This window comes from Hallella bergensis DSM 17361, from assembly GCF_000160535.1.
GTDB classification, from domain to species: domain Bacteria; phylum Bacteroidota; class Bacteroidia; order Bacteroidales; family Bacteroidaceae; genus Prevotella; species Prevotella bergensis.
Window position 1 is genome coordinate 115,076 of record NZ_GG704782.1, and the last position, 17,531, is coordinate 132,606.

At 48.5% G+C, this 17,531-nt stretch carries 13 protein-coding genes; 6 read left to right on the forward strand and 7 right to left on the reverse strand.

The window, feature by feature from the left end:
- Positions 1 to 36 precede the first annotated feature (36 nt).
- The 5 genes from HMPREF0645_RS08895 to HMPREF0645_RS08915 form a co-directional block, all read right to left on the reverse strand.
- Positions 37 to 648, reverse strand: coding sequence for a phosphatase PAP2 family protein (locus tag HMPREF0645_RS08895; RefSeq protein WP_007174641.1), 612 nt, complete (start codon positions 646 to 648; stop codon positions 37 to 39).
- Positions 645 to 2,189 (reverse strand): RNA polymerase factor sigma-54, encoded by a 1,545-nt coding sequence (gene rpoN, locus HMPREF0645_RS08900; RefSeq protein ID WP_044123537.1) that lies wholly within the window; start codon positions 2,187 to 2,189, stop codon positions 645 to 647. The genes HMPREF0645_RS08895 and rpoN overlap by 4 nt, the downstream gene beginning before the upstream one ends.
- Before the next feature lie 23 nt (positions 2,190 to 2,212).
- Positions 2,213 to 2,869: a hypothetical protein gene (locus tag HMPREF0645_RS08905; RefSeq protein ID WP_044123538.1), complete on the reverse strand. Its 657-nt coding sequence runs from the start codon at positions 2,867 to 2,869 to the stop codon at positions 2,213 to 2,215.
- 1,462 nt (positions 2,870 to 4,331) lie between these two features.
- Positions 4,332 to 5,378, reverse strand: coding sequence for a glycosyltransferase family 9 protein (locus HMPREF0645_RS08910; RefSeq protein WP_007174645.1), 1,047 nt, complete (start codon positions 5,376 to 5,378; stop codon positions 4,332 to 4,334).
- 27 nt (positions 5,379 to 5,405) lie between these two features.
- Positions 5,406 to 6,011, reverse strand: coding sequence for a DUF4254 domain-containing protein (locus HMPREF0645_RS08915; protein ID WP_007174646.1), 606 nt, complete (start codon positions 6,009 to 6,011; stop codon positions 5,406 to 5,408).
- Between the two features lie 209 nt (positions 6,012 to 6,220).
- Here HMPREF0645_RS08915 and HMPREF0645_RS08920 point away from each other — a divergent pair, with 209 nt between their 5' ends.
- From HMPREF0645_RS08920 to HMPREF0645_RS08945, 6 genes are all read left to right on the forward strand, one after another.
- A complete protein-coding gene (locus tag HMPREF0645_RS08920) occupies positions 6,221 to 6,457 on the forward strand; it encodes an acyl carrier protein (RefSeq protein WP_007174647.1) in 237 nt (78 codons plus the stop codon).
- 261 nt (positions 6,458 to 6,718) lie between these two features.
- A complete protein-coding gene (gene fabF, locus HMPREF0645_RS08925; protein ID WP_007174648.1) occupies positions 6,719 to 7,981 on the forward strand; it encodes a beta-ketoacyl-ACP synthase II in 1,263 nt (420 codons plus the stop codon).
- A 7-nt stretch (positions 7,982 to 7,988) separates the two neighbouring features.
- Entirely contained in the window at positions 7,989 to 9,071 is a 1,083-nt protein-coding gene (gene rnc, locus HMPREF0645_RS08930) for a ribonuclease III (RefSeq protein ID WP_211205381.1), read from the forward strand.
- An 83-nt stretch (positions 9,072 to 9,154) separates the two neighbouring features.
- Positions 9,155 to 10,660: a GH3 auxin-responsive promoter family protein gene (locus HMPREF0645_RS08935; protein ID WP_007174650.1), complete on the forward strand. Its 1,506-nt coding sequence runs from the start codon at positions 9,155 to 9,157 to the stop codon at positions 10,658 to 10,660.
- Between the two features lie 158 nt (positions 10,661 to 10,818).
- A complete protein-coding gene (locus HMPREF0645_RS08940; protein ID WP_044123490.1) occupies positions 10,819 to 12,789 on the forward strand; it encodes an Ig-like domain-containing protein in 1,971 nt (656 codons plus the stop codon).
- A gap of 1 nt (position 12,790) precedes the next feature.
- Positions 12,791 to 13,609, forward strand: coding sequence for a DUF3108 domain-containing protein (locus tag HMPREF0645_RS08945; RefSeq protein ID WP_007174652.1), 819 nt, complete (start codon positions 12,791 to 12,793; stop codon positions 13,607 to 13,609).
- A 564-nt stretch (positions 13,610 to 14,173) separates the two neighbouring features.
- Here the strand turns inward: HMPREF0645_RS08945 and mutS are convergent.
- Positions 14,174 to 16,840, reverse strand: a complete 2,667-nt coding sequence (gene mutS / locus HMPREF0645_RS08950; protein WP_007174653.1) for a DNA mismatch repair protein MutS — start codon at positions 16,838 to 16,840, stop codon at positions 14,174 to 14,176.
- 31 nt (positions 16,841 to 16,871) lie between these two features.
- The gene (locus tag HMPREF0645_RS08955; RefSeq protein WP_007174654.1) at positions 16,872 to 17,495 is read right to left on the reverse strand and encodes a NanQ anomerase/TabA/YiaL family protein; all 624 of its coding nucleotides are present in this window, start codon (positions 17,493 to 17,495) and stop codon (positions 16,872 to 16,874) included.
- Between the last annotated feature and the right edge of the window lie 36 nt (positions 17,496 to 17,531).

The window sequence follows — 17,531 nt, forward strand, 5'->3', positions numbered from 1 at the left end:
GAACAGGAAGGACGGTTTCGGTTTGCGATTCCATTTTCATAAAATCATCCAGAAACCCATGACAACCCCCACGAGGAATCCCGTAACAACCTGAGTGAGGGAGTGTTGACGGAGAATCATACGACTGGTGCCCACCATTCCGGCTATGACCATGATGATGCAAAACCACCACAGCGGATTAAACGAGAACAAGATTGAAAAGGCCAGCAGCGCTCCGGCAAACCCACCGATGCCTGCAGTGTGCGTGGATATTTTCCACCACACGTTGATAATGGCGCAAACCACCTGAATCATGAGTGCAGCAACCAGGATGTTGGCCATGAATTGCGGGATACGCATGATGCTCATCAGATAGTAACAGGCAAAATATGACAGTATGGCCACCACATAGGGTATCATGCGTCGCTCCTTCTGCCCTATCTCGATCGTAGACCATCCCTGGTACCTTCGGTATCCGTGGATGAGCAGCGTGGGCAGGAGAATGGTGAAAAAATAGACCATGGCGAGCACCATCAGCTTGTATTGCCAGGGCATCAAACTCATGTAACTGAAGACAAACAGCGCGATCAGTCCGACAAAAGGCAAATAAAACGGCGTGAAGATCATGCTCATCACCCGTGCTGCCAATATGATATTCTTTTCCTTCATGGTCTGCTTTTGTGTCGATATGTGCTGTCTTTCCGTAGTCTGGCCACCGGCAGTCCCAGCTGTTCGCGGTATTTGGCCACTGTGCGCCGTGCAATGGGGTAGCCCTTCTTCTTCAGTTCCCGGGCCAGGGCTTCGTCGCTGAATGGCATTTTCTTGTTTTCCTTCCTGACAAGTTCCTTAAGCACCATCTTGATCTTGCGTGTGGACAGTTCCTCACCGTCTTCCGTGACATAGCCGTCCGTGAAGAAAAATCGCAGGGGGAATGTGCCCCACGGGGTCTGTGCATACTTGATGTTGCTCACACGCGATATGGTTGATATGTCAAGCCCGGTCTTTTCAGCAATATCTTTCAGGATCATAGGCTTCAGATCGGCCTCGTCTCCATCTTGGAAAAATTTCTTTTGCCAGTTGATGATGGCCTTCATCGTTACATAAAGCGTATGGCGACGCTGTCTCACGGCCTCGATAAAGCCCTGTGCTTTCTCCACCTTTTGCTTGGCATAAAGCAGGGCTTCCTTCTCCTGGCGGTTCATCTGGTGCTTGCTGCTTCTGTATGTCTTCACCATGTCGCTGAACGATGGCGAAACCTTCAGTTCTGGAATGCGACCTCGGTTGATTGTGAAACTCACATGACCCTCCTCGTCTGTGTCGATCAGGAAGTCGGGTGTTATCTGCTGCGTGTTCCTGCCCAGCGTCTCACCCAGCGATGCTCCCGGTTTCGGGTTGAGCTTTCTGAGTTCCTCATGCACCACGTCCGCCTGTTCATGAGTGAGCTGCAATGCCTGTGCTATCCTGCCCCAGTGCTTCTTGGTGAACTCATCGTAGTACTGTTCCACCACCTCTCGCATCAATCGCGTCAGTTTGCTGTCCTGCCTGCGCTCGATTTGCAGCAGCAGGCATTCCTGCAGCGACCGTGCCCCGATGCCGGGAGGGTCGAACGCTTGCAACCTGTGCAACACGTCTTCTATAAATTCTTCCGACACATCAATATTATGATAGATGGCCAATTCGTCAGAAATGGTATCGAGCGACTTTCTCAGCAGTCCGTCGTCATCGAGCGAACCGATGAGATATTCCATCACGCTACGCTGCTCTTCGGTCAGCACCAACACCCCCATCTGCTCCTTCAGCTTGTCGTAGAACGACCGGGTGTCGCCCCACACAATTTCCTCATAGTCGGCATCGGAGCCTCCCTGCGAGCCCGTGTAGCCAGCAGGCGCGGGCAACTCATCGTCACTTCCCAGATTCTCCAAGGCGTTGTTGAGTGCTTCCTCACGTTCCTCGCGCTCCGTCTTTTGCTCGTATGGTTCATCTTCCGGGTCAGAAAGCATTCCGTCTTCCCCGTCACGCTCCCTGCCGCTGTCGTCCGGATCGTCGCGCCGTTCTTCCAGGGCAGGATTATCGTCGAGCTCAGAGAGCACATTCTCCTCCAGTTCAGCCAATGGCATTTCGAGCAACTTCACCTGCAACATCTGTTGTTGCGATAGGCGTTGCCGCTGCACTTGCTGCTGTGTCTGGGTTTGAATTAATTTCTGTGCCATATCTGTCAGCCTCTTGTCGGCTGTTATTTCCAATAGTTCCTGAGTTGTGCGGCAAGTGCCGACAGGGTTTCGGGCGACTCACTGCCAAACCTCTTCCATACATTCATGCATGCGTTGAGCAACGGGTGAATCATGATGTCGCCCTTGGTAAGCAGGGGGTCGCAAAAGCAAAACACTTCCATCACCTCGGCAATTTCCTCCGGTGTGGATTTTATCTTCCTCGCCAAGTCTATAATCTCCGGTGTCTGTGGAACCATGGTGTCCGGAATGAGCCTGAAATAAAGGTCGAGTATCATGATGAGCTTGATGGGCGAGAGCGATTCCTCTCCCCTGCTCGCGTCTATAGGCTTAAAATCTATCTCCCAAGATTCGTTCACTTCCACACCGGCATAGAATGACTCGAAGTTTCCAAATCCCTTCATCCGTCGCACCACACTGGTCGCGCGCGAGAGCTTTCTCGGACTGCGGGCATACGTGTCCCACAGCTGCTGTATGCGCGGCGTGTCGATCTGTCTGAGCTTGAACATCTGCCTGTAGAGAAAACTGGGTTCAATGTGCAGTTCAAGGGCAAGTTTCACAAGCTCCCTGCTGTACAGGGGCTTCACACCCTTCGGCCGTTTGAGATAGAGTTGCATGAGGAGTAGCCAATATTCATCATGCCACAGCGGATGATTTGCCATAACGATTTGTTTCTTGAACGCTGCTGTCCCTTCGCCATTTATGGGCACAGGGATTTCTTTTGCAAATATACTATTTTACAAGATAACGGCCAAATCATTATTGGTTTTAATTTTATATTCAGAAAACCTTGCGTGCCAAGTGACCTTGGTCATGATGAAACCGTGAAACAAACTTCGTCTAAAAGCCAAAGAGTAGCAGTATTCACGTACCTGCTACCAACAATCTACGCGGGAGCAATTGCATGTGTTGATTCTCTCTTCTTTGCCGATAGCACCATTCGTCTGCCTGTTCCCCCCTAAAAAAGATATATTATTAAGCAACAGTTTTGTTATTTTCCAAATTGTTCCAGTCCCGTCTCCACAAATGACAGGAAAAACAACATATCGGTGTTCACGATCTTGTGAAGTTCGCGAAAATCGTATCGAAAACAAAGCTATTGAAGTACGATAAAAATAAGACTTTATCAAACTGCGACAAAAAAGTGTAAAGTTTATTCTTTTACTAAAACATCTATTATTTATTCTAAACCATAATAAATAAAGGGTATTTAAAATTTTTATTGTTTTTATATGATGGTTATTTATCAAATATATTCAAAGGTTTATAACAATCTCCCTTTTTGTCGCACCAAGAGAGTAGGGTAGAACAGTCGTTTTTAAAATATTGACATCAAGAAGTCCTTAAACGGGCAGGAAAAAATCGATTTTGACGAGGAATCTCAGGGTAAAATAGATAAAAAGAAAGCACGACAAACGTGATCTCATATAATGGTAGCACCTGCCTGAAACCTGCTACTAAACAACAAGATTTTGATGAGTCGATGACAAGGAGAACATCCCCTTGTCCCGCGATAAAAATTCTTATCTGAGACGACGCTAAAAGAGTCAAACGGCCCACCATTGCAAACGGCCTGTTTCAATAAATCATACGAAGCAGAACCAACCCCATAGAATTGTCAGAAAAACTTCACTTAAACCGTGCACTCGTTTTTGATCGTTCTGGAAATTTAATAGTTGTCGTTTGTCAAAGATTAATCATGCATACCACAACAAAATTCTGACCGTCCTGCGATAAGGCTCTTTTCGCACCATGGTTAAGCTTCAACCACCTCGTGTTGACACCTGCGTCATCGCTCGATTCGAGCTTAGTCGCGTAACCGATAAGCCCTAATCGCAGCCCTATTGTGCAAGCAACATCACATCACTTTGTGTTAAAACCCATAACTCCCTATAGATGAAGGAATAACCAAAACACCTCAAATTTCGCGTATTTCGACACTATGATTTTTAATTTTCAAATTCGCGAATTATACAGCAGTGTTTGTCAAGATTTGTACAGCCCATTTCCCGTTCCTCCATTACCCAGGAAATAAAAAGCAGGAATATTCACAACCGTGTGGTTAGACTTCCATTTCAACAGTTGTGATTTATGCAATCGGTGCTGTAGTTGATTGATACAAACTTATTTGAGGTGGTTTTCCACCCGTTCCACAATCGTTTCGGGACTGATGTTGAACAGGCAGGCATAGTCTTTGCGGATGCAGTCTTTTTTACCAAAGATGGAACAGGGACGGCAGGAAAGGTCGATCTGAACGGCATTTTCGGCAGGTTGGTTCCAGCCCATAAAACCGGCGTATGGGTGGGTGGCGCCCCAAATGCTCACGACGGGTGTGCCCACGAGCGATGCAAGGTGCATGTTGGCACTGTCCATGGAAACCATGACATCGAGATTTTTCATGAGAATAAGCTCCTGGTTGAGCCCATTCAGCAGGGACGATGCATTGATACAGTTGGCATGTTGAGCCGTAATGGAGTTGATGGTTTGCATTTCCCTGTCACCTCCTCCGAACAGAAATATGCGGCAAGAGGGATGTTTGGCAGATATTTGCTCGATGACTTTGATCATCAATTCCAGTGGATAGGTTTTGGGGCGATGGGCTGCAAAGGGTGCAATTCCGATCCATTGCTGGAATATTTTTTTCTCTCCGATGGCTTCGGGCAGTTGTCGGAGCGTGGCTTTGTTACTGTTGAAGATCGAGGTGAAATCGAGTGTGACTGGATATCCCAAATCCTCGAACACTTGGGCATAATTCTCAAAGGCGGTGGGCAGGGGCTTGAGCACCTTGTTTTTGATGGCCGTGAGCTGCTTGCGCTGCTGTCTGTGCTTGTTGAGATGGGCTACTCGGCATTGGTCAATGTTAAATAGCATGCGCAAATAATTGGTGCGAAGCACATTGTGCAAGTCGGCCACGGCAGTGAAATTCTTGGCTTTGAGCCGTCGGTAGAGTGCGTTCAAGCCCTTGATACCATGATATTCATGGTGGGTATCAGCCCCCATAAAACTCACGTTGGGGGCCAGGTTCTCGAAGAAGGGCCGTGCAAACGGCCGCGAGAGCATGGTGAATCTCACGTGAGGATATTGTTTGGCAACAGAATACAAAACAGGTACTGTCATGGCAACATCGCCCATGGCAGAGAACCTAATAACCAGTATGTGTTCTGTTTTCATAGGAAGGAAGCAGGAAGGAGGTGTAGGCTATTTCTTCTTGTACAACACGGGGTTGGTGCTTGGGTCGTTATACATCTTCATCTGACGATACACCTTCATGTACTTTTTCCCGCCTTCAATGTCTTCCAGCAATTGATCGATGGCCAAACTGAGGTCTTTCTGCTGTTCAAGCAAGATACTGAGCTTGTCTGCACACATTTGCTTGTGGTCGTCACTGGCATCTTTCCGGTCTACCTGCTCGCGCATGTGGTAGATTTTCAGAGCCAGAATAGACAGGCGATCGACGGCCCATGCCGGGCTCTCAGTGTTGAGTCGGGCATTGTCAAGGGGTTTGGTGTCAGAATATTTCTGATGGAAATAGGAGTCGATTTGCTCCACAAGGTCAGTGCGATCCTGGTTGGATCGGTCAATGCGACGTTTCAGACCAAGGGCGTCCGAGGGGTTGATGTGTGGGTCGCGAATAATGTCTTCGAGATGCCATTGCACCGTATCTATCCAGCATTTGAGATATAAGCGATTCTCAATGGTGTCGCGCTTATATGGATTGTTGATAGGAGTGTCAATGTTGTCGGTCATGTGATAATCGTCAATCGCTTGATTGAAGATCTCATTGCATAGCTTTGTAAATGACATTTTTAGGTTTTTTGATTTGTGCAAAGTTACCAAATGATTTCCACATAAACAACATATTGTCACATAAAAAGGTGTTAAAATATGCACAGTGATGGGGTGTTTGTGCAGTGAATTGGCATTTTTAAACGAAATTATTTGTTTAATTGAATAAAAAGTTGTTTCTTTGCAGCCGTTTTGTAGATTTAAATTAATTATAAAAAGGTAGAATCATGTCAGAAATTGAATCAAAAGTAAAGGCAATTATTGTAGATAAGCTTGGTGTTGATGAGTCAGAGGTTAAATCTGAAGCAAGTTTCACCAACGACCTTGGTGCAGATTCCTTGGACACTGTAGAGCTGATCATGGAGTTTGAGAAGGAATTTGGTATCTCTATTCCTGATGACAAGGCTGAGACAATTCAGACTGTTCAGGATGCCATCAACTACATTCAAGAGAACGCTAAATAAATTGGGCGTCAAATGTTTAGCGTTTTTATCCAAACGCTAAACATTTGTAATTCGGGTGACTTGAACACAACCAGTCACCGACAAGGAATATTTAACAATAGGGGTGACGTCTTGTCATCTTTCGGTTTTGTTTTGATGCAAGCTGTAAGCGCACCTTGCCGTGTAGCCTATGACGTTCTCTCGTTTGCTTGCGTTATGTTTAAAAACCAAGTTTAGAATCTGCCAAGGCATTTTTACAGACCCCACCTTAATAAATTTTCAATGGAATTAAACAGAGTAGTAGTAACTGGACTTGGTGCCGTTACCCCGGTTGGCAATACACCTGAAGAGATGTGGAAGAACCTGTTGGCCGGAAAGAGTGGTGCAGCCCCTATTACTTCCTTCGATACAACCAACTTCAAGACTACTTTTGCATGTGAGGTGAAAGACTTGAACGTCAATGATTTCATTGACCGCAAGGAGTCTCGTAAGATGGATCGATGCACACAGTTGGCTATGATCAGTGCCATGCAGGGTGTGAAAGATTCCGGCATTGATCTGGAGAAGGAGGACAAGAACCGCATTGGCGTTGTCTATGGCATTGGCATTGGTGGTATCAAGACCTTTCAGGATGAAGTGATGTATTATGGGAAGCATGCTGAGGACGGACCGAAGTTCAATCCCTTCTTCATCCCCAAGATGATTGCAGATATTGCAGCCGGACAGATTAGTATTCACTTCGGATTTCACGGACCCAACTATGTCACGACCAGTGCCTGCGCATCTTCAAGCCATGCCTTGGCCGATGCCTTCAACTTGTTGCGTCTTGGCAAGGCCGACGTTATTGTGTCCGGCGGTGCCGAGGCAGCAATTTGCAACTGTGGTGTAGGCGGATTCAACGCCATGCATGCCCTTTCAACCCGCAACGACGATCCCGAAGGCGCCTGCCGTCCGTTCAGTGCCAGCCGCGATGGATTTGTGATGGGCGAGGGGGCTGGTTGTCTGGTTCTCGAAACTCTGGAGCATGCCAAGGCACGCGGTGCGAAGATCTATGCTGAGATGGTCGGCGAGGGTATGAGTGCGGATGCCCATCATATCACCGCTTCTCATCCGGAGGGACTCGGTGCCAAACTGGTGATGTCTTCTGCGCTCGATGATTCTGGCCTGTCGGTAGAGGACATCGATTATATCAATGTTCACGGCACATCCACTCCGGTGGGTGATATTTCTGAAGCCAAGGCCATCAAGGATTTGTTTGGTGAGCAGGCTTATAAGCTCAATATCAGCTCTACAAAGAGTATGACCGGTCACTTGCTTGGTGCTGCTGGTGCGATAGAGGCCATGGTATGTGTGTTGAGTGTTCAAAACAATATCATTCCCCCTACAATCAATCACGCAGAGGACGATAAGGATCCCGAGATTGACTATAATTTGAACTTCACCTTCAACAAGGCGCAGAAGCGTGAAGTGCGTGCTGCTCTGTCGAATACATTCGGTTTCGGCGGCCACAACGCGTGTGTAATCTTTAAAAAGTATGCTGAATAAGTTAAGTATGCTTGGTAACTTATTTGATAGAATGAGGCTCCCTTTCCGCAAGGATAAGGAGCTTTGTTTTTCTTTGTATCGTATCATCGGTTTTTATCCACACGATATCAGCCATTACAAGATGGCCCTGCTGCATAAAAGCGTGACGCAGCACAACAAGATGGGTAAGCGTGTCAACAACGAGCGGCTTGAGTTTCTCGGCGATGCCATACTGGATGCTGCGGTGGGAGACATCGTTTACCGTCATTTTCCCGGAAAAAAAGAGGGATTTCTAACCAACACCCGCTCCAAACTTGTGCAGCGAGATACGCTCAATAAGCTGGCCAAGGAATTGGGAATCAACGATTTAATATTATCCAACGGATGTTCCTCCTCACATAACAGCTATATGGGGGGCAATGCTTTCGAGGCCCTTGTGGGAGCCATATACCTTGATCGGGGTTACGATGCGTGCATGCACTTCCTGAAAAAACGCATCCTTGCACAGATGATCAACATCGACAAGATGGCCTACAAGGAAGTGAACTTCAAAAGCAAACTCATTGAATGGAGTCAGAAAAACCATATCAAAATGGATTTTGAACTCCTGAAGGAGGACAAGGACAAGAACGGAAGTCCAACGTTCTCTTATCGGGTGATGCTCGAGGGCATTGCCGGATGCGAGGGAACAGGATTCTCGAAGAAAGAAAGCCAGCAGAAAGCATGCAAGGAAACTTTAAAAAGACTGAGACACGAACCCCGGTTTATTGACAAGGTTTTTGCAGCCAAGACCAGCCGTACCCAAATGGAGGAAGAACCGGTGGAGACACCTCCGGAAACCGATGAGCCGAAAGATTTCCTCATCATTGCCGACTCCACCCGAGAAGATGAATCCAAACATCCAACTGTTTTTCAGGAAGAGGTTTATACAGAGGACGAAAGCGTTCGGGAAAACACTGATAACGAGGCCGACAACGACACCGAGTTTTCCGAAGAAGAGACTGACCTGAAACTTGAAAACAAGCGTGAAGATGACCCGGACCGCATCATCGAACTCGCTGAAAACATAGCCTTTTCGGAGGGAGAAAACAAATTGGAAGCAGGAAGATAGGATTTGTCTTAAAATAACTAAATTATGATTCATTGTCAATAATTTAGGGTAGTTTTGCATATTAAACTGATAGACTATGCATTATGAATCTAACAAGGATTGCCAGTAAATTTTTCATCCCCCGTCAAAAAGAGCTTGAGAAACATTATTCTCATCCGGAATTGTTACAGCATCATGTGCTCAACTATCTGATTGGCAAGGGACAGCGTACGGAGTATGGGCGCAATCACCTGTTAGGGGCTGTCAAAACATACGAGGATTTTGTTCAACACATTCCTGTCGCCACCTACGAGGAACTCAAAGGCGACATCGACCGCATGCGCCACGGAGAGCCCAACGTGCTCTGGCCGGGAGTTGTCAAATGCTACGCCAAGTCATCGGGAACAACCAATGACAAGTCCAAGTTTATACCGGTTTCGCACGATGGACTCCACAACTTGCATTACAAGGGTGGCAAGGATGTTGTGGCGTTGTATCTCCGCAACAATCCTGACAGCCGCATTTTTGACGGAAAATCGCTCATTCTGGGCGGAAGCCATTCGCCCAACTACGATCTCAACGAATCGCTGGTAGGCGATTTGAGCGCTATCCTCATCGAGAACATCAATCCCTTGGTCAATCTTTTCCGTGTGCCCAAAAAGAAAACAGCGCTGCTTTCTGATTTTGAGGTGAAACGAGACCGCATTGCCCGCGAATGCATGCAAAAGAACATCACCAACATTTCCGGTGTTCCCTCGTGGATGCTCAGTGTGTTGGTGCATGTCTTGGAGCTGTCGGGCAAGCAGCATCTTGAAGAAGTGTGGCCCAATTTGGAGGTGTTCTTTCATGGTGGCATAGCCTTTACGCCCTATCGCAACCAGTACGAGCAAATCATTACATCGCCGAAAATGCAATACATGGAGACTTACAACGCCTCCGAGGGATTCTTCGGCATTCAGGATGATCCCAATGACAAGTCGATGCTCCTGATGCTCGACTATGGTGTTTTCTATGAGTTTATCCCCTTAGAGGAAATCGATCAGGACGACGCCCACGTCATTCCTCTCGAGGATGTGGAGCTCGACCGCAACTATGCCATGGTGATTACTACCTCGTGCGGCCTGTGGCGGTATATGATTGGCGACACAGTAAAGTTTACATCCAAGAAGCCCTACAAGTTCATGATTACAGGGCGTACCAAATATTATATCAATGCCTTTGGCGAAGAACTGATTATGGAGAATGCCGAGAAGGGCTTGGCATACGCTTGTGAGCATAGCGGCGCACAGATCAGCGAGTACACCGTGGCGCCCGTTTATATGGATGCCAATGCCAAATGCTGCCATCAGTGGCTCATCGAGTTTACCAAGGAACCGGACACCATGGAGCACTTTGCCAACCTGCTCGACCAAAAGCTGCAGGAAGTCAATTCCGATTACGAGGCCAAGAGGTCGCACGATGTGACCCTTCAACATCTCGAGGTGGTCAAGGCACGCCCCAACCTGTTCAACGACTGGCTCAAGTCCAAGCAGAAACTTGGCGGACAACACAAGGTTCCCAGACTCAGCAACTCCAGAAAAAACATGGACGAGTTGCTGGCGATGAACTGAAAAACAAAAGATCAAGAGCCAAGGGTTTTTAAGTAAAGAGGGTAAAGGAGAACAAGGCATCGTGCTGAAGGAACCAACATGCAGTGAGAAATTGTTTCTTTTATGCTGAAAGCGGTTTGAAATATGCTCTTCCAAAGGATAAACATCAAGTTCAAGGTATGGTAAATGGAAGTAAGATAATACGGAAAAATTTGGGCAATGGAGGGCTCTTGTCTTTTCTCCTCTTCTCGCTTTTGCTTGTAGGCTGTGCCCGTATGGGCAGTCCCGACGGAGGATGGTATGACGAAACGCCCCCAAAGGTGGTCAGTGCCACGCCTGAGGACAAGGCTGTCAACGTCAGCAAGCGCCGCATCTATATCAATTTCGATGAGTATATCACCATCGACAACCCCACGCAGAATGTCGTGGTCTCTCCCCCGCAGATGGAGGCTCCCGATATCAAGGGACAAGGCAAGCGCATCAGAATCGAGCTGAAAGACTCCCTGAAGCCCAACACCACCTACACCATCGACTTCTCCAATTCCATCAGCGACAACAACGAGGGCAACCCCCTTGGCAACTACACCTACAGCTTTTCCACCGGCGACACCATCGACACCCTGCAAGTGTCGGGTTATGTGTTGCAGGCAGACAACTTGGAACCTGTCCAGGGCATGCTCGTGGGACTCTATGACAATCTCTCCGACACTATTTTCAAATCGCAGCCCATGCTCCGCGTGTCGCGTACCGACTCGCGTGGTCATTTTGTCGTGAAAGGCGTTGCGCCGGGACGCTACCGCATATATGCGCTTCAGGATGCCGACGGTGACTACATATTCGGGCAGAAGAGCGAGATGATAGCCTTCAACCATGATATTATCGAACCGTCGTCCACTCCGGATATACGTCAGGACACGACGTGGATCGACTCACTGCGCATCAAGTCTATCTCCCGCGTGCCGTACACCCGCTTCCTGCCCGACGACATCTGCCTGCTTGCCTTCAATGAAATCATAACCGACAGATACCTCATCAAGAGCGAGCGAAAGGAAGCCAACCATTTCACACTGTTTTATAGTTATGGTGACCAAGAGTTGCCAACCATCACCGGGTTGGATTTCAATGCCGAGAATGCCTTTGTCATCGACCCCTCCGAAGACAAGGACACCATCACGTATTGGCTCCGCGACACAGCATTGGTCAACCGCGATACGCTCACCATCGAACTCAAACATCACGTCACCGATACGCTTGGGGTGTTGCGGATGCAAACCGACAAGATAGCCCTGCTGTCCAAACAGCCCTACAACAAGCGGATGAAGGCTCAGCAGAAGGCCTTTGAAACCTGGAAAAAGGCGGAAGAAAAGAAAAAGAAGAAAGGTGAACCCTACGATTCGGTCATGCCCAAGCCTCCCCTCACACTCAACATATCGCCCAACGGAGACATGAATCCTGACCAAAACGTCACGATTGTTTCCACACTCCCCATTGAGGACGTTGAGAAGTCGAAAGTACATCTGTATTCCAAAAATGAAGGTGACACGATATGGTATCGCGAACCCTTCGAGATGAACAGGCTCAATGCCCTATCCTATATTGTCAGGGCAGAGTGGAAACCCAAGACCGAATACAGCCTCGAAGCAGACAGCACAGCCTTCAGAAGCATATACGGCGATATGGCCGAGGCGGTGAAGCTGGGACTTAAAATACGTTCAGAGGACACGTATGCCACCCTGCTCATCACCCTGAATGGCCTGTCGGGCAAGTCTGTCATCGGACAGCTTATGGACGGTTCTGACAAGGTTGTGAAAGAAGTTTATTCATCCGGCGACCAGTTGGAATTTTTCTATCTCAAAGCCGGCAAGTATTATCTGCGTATCATCGTGGATGAAAACAACAATCGCCTTTGGGATACAGGTAATTACGACGAGGACCAACAGCCCGAAAAGGTATATTACTATCCCGAGGAAATCGAGTGCAAGGCAAAATGGGATGTAACCAGAACGTGGAATCCCACGTCTACTTTACTGTATAGACAAAAGCCGAGGGCCATTACCAAACAGAAAGGCGAGAAAGAAAAAAAGATACAAAACCGAAACTTCGAGCGTGCCAAAAAACTCGGCATAGAATACATTTCTAAAATAAAATAGAATGACAAAACAATTCAGAATATTCATGGCCACGATGCTGCTGTTGATTGGAACCAGCAGTACATCAGCCCAATGTTCATACAAGAACACCGCATTTCAATCAGGAGAACATCTGTCATACAACCTCTATTTCAACTGGAAGTTTGTCTGGGTGAAAGCCGGGACGGCATCGTTCTCAACCATTAAAAGTGTTTACAATGGCACTCCGGCCTTTCGGGGCAGCCTGATCACCCGAGGAAACAGCAAGGTGGACAAAATGTTCGTACTTCGTGATACCCTGCTCTGCTACAACAGCCTCGATCTTGAGCCGCTATATTACAGGAAGGGAGCACGCGAGGGCGACCGGTATACGATAGACGAGCTGTTTTATACCTATCCCAATGGCAAGTGCAGAATCAAGCAGCACCGTCTGCACGGCAACGGCACACACTCGTGGAAAAACATGACATACAACGACTGCGTGTACGACATGATGAGTATTTTCATGCGTGCCCGATCGTTCAATCCGGCAGGATGGAAGAAGGGACATATCGTGAACTTTCCCATGGCCGATGGCAACAAGCGTTATCCGGCAAAGATTCGCTATGAGGGAAAACACAATGTGAAGACCGACAACGGGCACACCTACCGGTGCCTGAAGCTATCGTATTTGGAAAATGACAAGGGGAAGGGGTTCAAGCCATTAGTCGACTTCTTCGTGACCGACGACAGCAACCATGTGCCCGTGCGTCTCGACATGCACCTTCGTTTTGGTTCGGCCAAAGCTTTCTTAGTCAATATGCGCGGTGTAAGAAGCTCCGTAGACTCTAAGGTGAAATAAAACCGTGGGTATGTCCGCGGTATTTCCTTCCACCACACGAAGGCTTAATTTGTAAAAATTGATAACCGTTTCTTGGTCATTATTTTCGGACCATCCAGATAAAAATGCGCCATGTCCTGGCCATTTTTATCGCTTAAAAAACGATAGAAATATCCGCGGCATTGTGATGAGGCCTTAATGGTCGTGCGTTCAGGCTTTCATCGTCTTGCGATTGAACCCTCATCACGATGCGACTCGGGCTTATTCACAGTGCCATTCGATAGCTAACGGCGGATGAAAAAATCGATATATTTCTACCGTCTTTTTTAATTCCCTGATGGTCAGGGAACTATAGATTGTTGCGTATTTCACGAATTTCGGACAAAGCAAAGATTGTTTTTGAATTCGCGAAATATGAAAGGGTGTTTGTCAAGAAAAATAACACATAACGATAATTCACAATTATTCGCAAGCTCATCAACTCGTCATAATTCATAATTCACAATTCGGATTGCACATTCTGGCTACTTAATTGTGAATTGTAAATTGTGACGAGTTGATGAGCTTGCGAATAATTATGAATTATCAGCTTTTTCCCGTCACAATTTTCTTGATATCATTCAGCTTGTTCAGAGCCTCCACCGGTGTTAGGTTGTTGATGTCGAGTCCTAATATCTCATCGCGCACCTGAGAGAGAACAGGGTCGTCGAGCTGAAAAATGCTCAGCTGCATGCCATCGCGACTGTCGGCAAGCCTTTCCACCGAGGGTTTTCCTACGCTCCCCACCTCGGCATTGTCGGCCTCGAGCTGTTTGAGAATCGTGTTGGATCGTCTGACAATCGATGGCGGCATGCCTGCAATTTCGGCCACATGGATACCAAACGAATGCTCGGAACCGCCGGGCATGAGCTTGCGTAGGAAGATAACCTTGCCGTCAACCTCCTTCACCGACACATTGAAATTCTTGATTCGTGCGAAATGTTTCTCCATTTCGTTCAGCTCATGGTAGTGGGTGGCAAAGAGCGTGCGTGCCTGTGCCTTGGGCTGCTCGTGGAGGTATTCCACGATAGCCCATGCTATCGAGATGCCGTCGTAGGTGGATGTGCCGCGCCCCAGCTCGTCGAAGAGCACCAGCGAATGCGGGGTGACGTTGTTGAGAATGTTGGAGGCCTCAGTCATCTCGACCATAAATGTGGATTCCCCCTGCGAAAGGTTGTCGCTGGCTCCCACGCGTGTAAAAATCTTATCCACCAAACCCACTCTGGCTCGCTCTGCCGGCACGAAGCATCCTATCTGAGCCAGCAGCACGATGAGTGCCGTTTGGCGCAACAGGGCGGACTTTCCGGCCATATTCGGGCCTGTGATGATCATGACCTGTTGTTTTGCAGTGTCGAGATACACGTCGTTGGGCACATAGTGTTCGCCCAATGGCATTTGCGTCTCGATGACGGGGTGTCGCCCCTGTTGAATGTCTAAGATGTCGCTGTCGTCGACCTCCGGTCGCACGTACAGATTGGTTTCAGACACCTTGGCAAACGAGAGCAGACAGTCGATATGGGCTATAATGTTGGCATTGATTTGGATTTGCGGAATGAAATCCTGCATGGCGAGGATAAGTTCGTTGAATAGTCGCATCTCCAACTCGATAATCTTCTCGTCGGCACCCAGTATTTTCTCTTCGTATTCCTTGAGTTCAGGCGTGATGTAGCGCTCGGCCTGAGCCAGGGTCTGCTTTCGAATCCAGGTTTCGGGAACCTTATCCTTAAACGTGTTGCGCACTTCCAGATAATAACCAAACACATTGTTGAAGCCCACTTTGAGCGAGGAAATGCCGGTGCTATCGGCCTCTCGCTGCTGGATTTCAATCAGGAAGTTCTTGCCTTTTCTCGATATGCTGCGCAGTTGGTCAAGTTCCTCGTTGCAGCCGTCGGCCATGACGTTGCCTTTATTGATCAGTAGGGGAGGGTCGGGGTTGATCTCGTGGGCAATGCGGTCGCGCAGGCTTTCGCAGAGATTCAGCTGTTCGCCGAGGCGTTTCAGGCTGACATTATCTGCCGATTGGCAGGCCGACTTGATGGGTTGTATGGCTGTCAGTGCATTCTTGAGCTGCACCACCTCGCGCGGCGACACCCTTCCGACGGCCACTTTCGATATGATGCGTTCGAGGTCGCCAATGCGGTGGAGTTGCTCGTCGACAACCTGGCGGAAGTCGGGTTGCTTGAAGAAGTATTCCACGATGTCCTGTCGGTCGTGTATGCGTGCCACATCCTTGAGTGGAAACACCATCCATCGCCGCAGCAGTCGTCCGCCCATGGGGGTTACGGTGCTGTCGAGGATGTTGAGCAGTGACCTTCCGTCCTCTTGCATGGGCTGTATCAGCTCCAGCGAACGTATGGTAAACTTGTCCATGCGCACATACTTATCCTCTTCGATGCGCTGCAGAGCGGTGATATGGTTGATGCTCGTATGCTGTGTGATTTCGAGGTATTGCATGATGGCTCCGGCTGCAATGATGCCTTCGCGCAGGTGTTCCACACCGAATCCCTTGAGCGTCTTGGTGCCGAAATGCTTCAGCAACTTCTGTCGTGCCGACTGCTCGGTGAAGACCCAGTCGTCTAATTCGAAGATGCAATGCCGTGTGCCGAAGTAGCGTTCAAAGTCCTTTTTACGGTCGCGGTCGTAGAGCACCTCTTTCGGCGAGAAGCTTCCGAGCAATTTTTCCACATAGTCGTAGCTACCCTGCCCGGTGAGAAACTCGCCGGTCGAGATATCCAGAAAGCTGACACCGCAGGCCGACTTGCCAAAATGAACGGCAGAGAGGAAGTTGTTTTCCTTGTAGTTCAGTACGTTGTCACTCATGGCCACACCCGGCGTAACGAGTTCGGTGATGCCCCGCTTGACCATCTTGTCCATCTCCGAGAGTCCCTTCTTGCCTTTGATGGCGGCTCGTTTCTTCTTCGGATCCTCCAGCTGGTCGCAGATGGCCACGCGTTTCCCCGCCCTGATGAGCTTGGGAAGATAGGTGTCGAGGGCGTGGTGGGGGAATCCTGCCATGGCGATGTCGCCGGAGTTTCCACCATTGTTGCGCTTGGTGAGGGTAATGCCGAGGATGCCCGATGCAGTTTCGGCGTCGTCGCCGTAGGTCTCGTAGAAGTCGCCGCAGCGGAAGAGCAACACCGCATCGGGGTGCTTGGCCTTCATCGAGAAGAACTGTTTCATCATGGGCGTCATGGCAGTAGCTTTTTTGGGCATGTTGATTGAGCTTTCTTTTAAAAGTGGAGGTCTACCGGTAGTCAACCTTGATGACAATGACACGAATGTTTTGGTCGTCGCCGTCGGTTTTCACTTTAGCAATGTGCCAGTCGTCGGGGAAAAACAGGAAGAACTCCGAGGGTGTGCTGTCGTAGAATCGGGTTTTGGATTTGTCATAGTCATAGTTTATGACATCGGGCTTGTAGGCCGTGTTGGACTTGCTTGTATAATGGTCGATGATGCCGAAACGCTCAGTGCCTTTGACCACATATTGGAAGTCGATGTGGTGATAATGGCTCTCCGGCCGCTGTCGGTCGAGGTCCCTGTTGGTGTCGTCCTCCACGCTGGCCACCATTGTTGTGCCCGGAATAGGGATACGTCCCTTGGGCAAAGCCAGCAGGTCGGTCTTTTCTAACCATTCGAACATGGCCTGCCACTGGCTCGGATTTTTCTGATATTGCAAATAGAACTCCACAGCATTGACCGTCTCATGCGGGTCGGCCTTGCTAAAACCGTTGCGCCATTGGCCGCTTTTCAGCCACTCCTGCGCCGTGTTTTTTAACGCCTTGTCGGCGTAATATTTGGTGTAATAGCCCTGTGCCTGAAGTCCGGCAGCCAATAGGCAGGAAAAAAATAAGATGGATAATCGCTTCATTTGAAATAATATGATGTGTGAAACTTTGGGGTTTGT

Bases quoted from the DNA above. Each gene is read 5' to 3' on its own strand.
- HMPREF0645_RS08895 (WP_007174641.1), bottom strand. From the start codon at position 648: ATGAAGGAAAAGAATATCATATTGGCAGCACGGGTGATGAGCATGATC.
- rpoN (WP_044123537.1), bottom strand. From the start codon at position 2,189: ATGGCACAGAAATTAATTCAAACCCAGACACAGCAGCAAGTGCAGCGG.
- HMPREF0645_RS08905 (WP_044123538.1), bottom strand. From the start codon at position 2,869: ATGGCAAATCATCCGCTGTGGCATGATGAATATTGGCTACTCCTCATG.
- HMPREF0645_RS08910 (WP_007174645.1), bottom strand. From the start codon at position 5,378: ATGAAAACAGAACACATACTGGTTATTAGGTTCTCTGCCATGGGCGAT.
- HMPREF0645_RS08915 (WP_007174646.1), bottom strand. From the start codon at position 6,011: ATGTCATTTACAAAGCTATGCAATGAGATCTTCAATCAAGCGATTGAC.
- HMPREF0645_RS08920 (WP_007174647.1), top strand. From the start codon at position 6,221: ATGTCAGAAATTGAATCAAAAGTAAAGGCAATTATTGTAGATAAGCTT.
- fabF (WP_007174648.1), top strand. From the start codon at position 6,719: ATGGAATTAAACAGAGTAGTAGTAACTGGACTTGGTGCCGTTACCCCG.
- rnc (WP_211205381.1), top strand. From the start codon at position 7,989: ATGCTTGGTAACTTATTTGATAGAATGAGGCTCCCTTTCCGCAAGGAT.
- HMPREF0645_RS08935 (WP_007174650.1), top strand. From the start codon at position 9,155: ATGAATCTAACAAGGATTGCCAGTAAATTTTTCATCCCCCGTCAAAAA.
- HMPREF0645_RS08940 (WP_044123490.1), top strand. From the start codon at position 10,819: ATGGTAAATGGAAGTAAGATAATACGGAAAAATTTGGGCAATGGAGGG.
- HMPREF0645_RS08945 (WP_007174652.1), top strand. From the start codon at position 12,791: ATGACAAAACAATTCAGAATATTCATGGCCACGATGCTGCTGTTGATT.
- mutS (WP_007174653.1), bottom strand. From the start codon at position 16,840: ATGCCCAAAAAAGCTACTGCCATGACGCCCATGATGAAACAGTTCTTC.
- HMPREF0645_RS08955 (WP_007174654.1), bottom strand. From the start codon at position 17,495: ATGAAGCGATTATCCATCTTATTTTTTTCCTGCCTATTGGCTGCCGGA.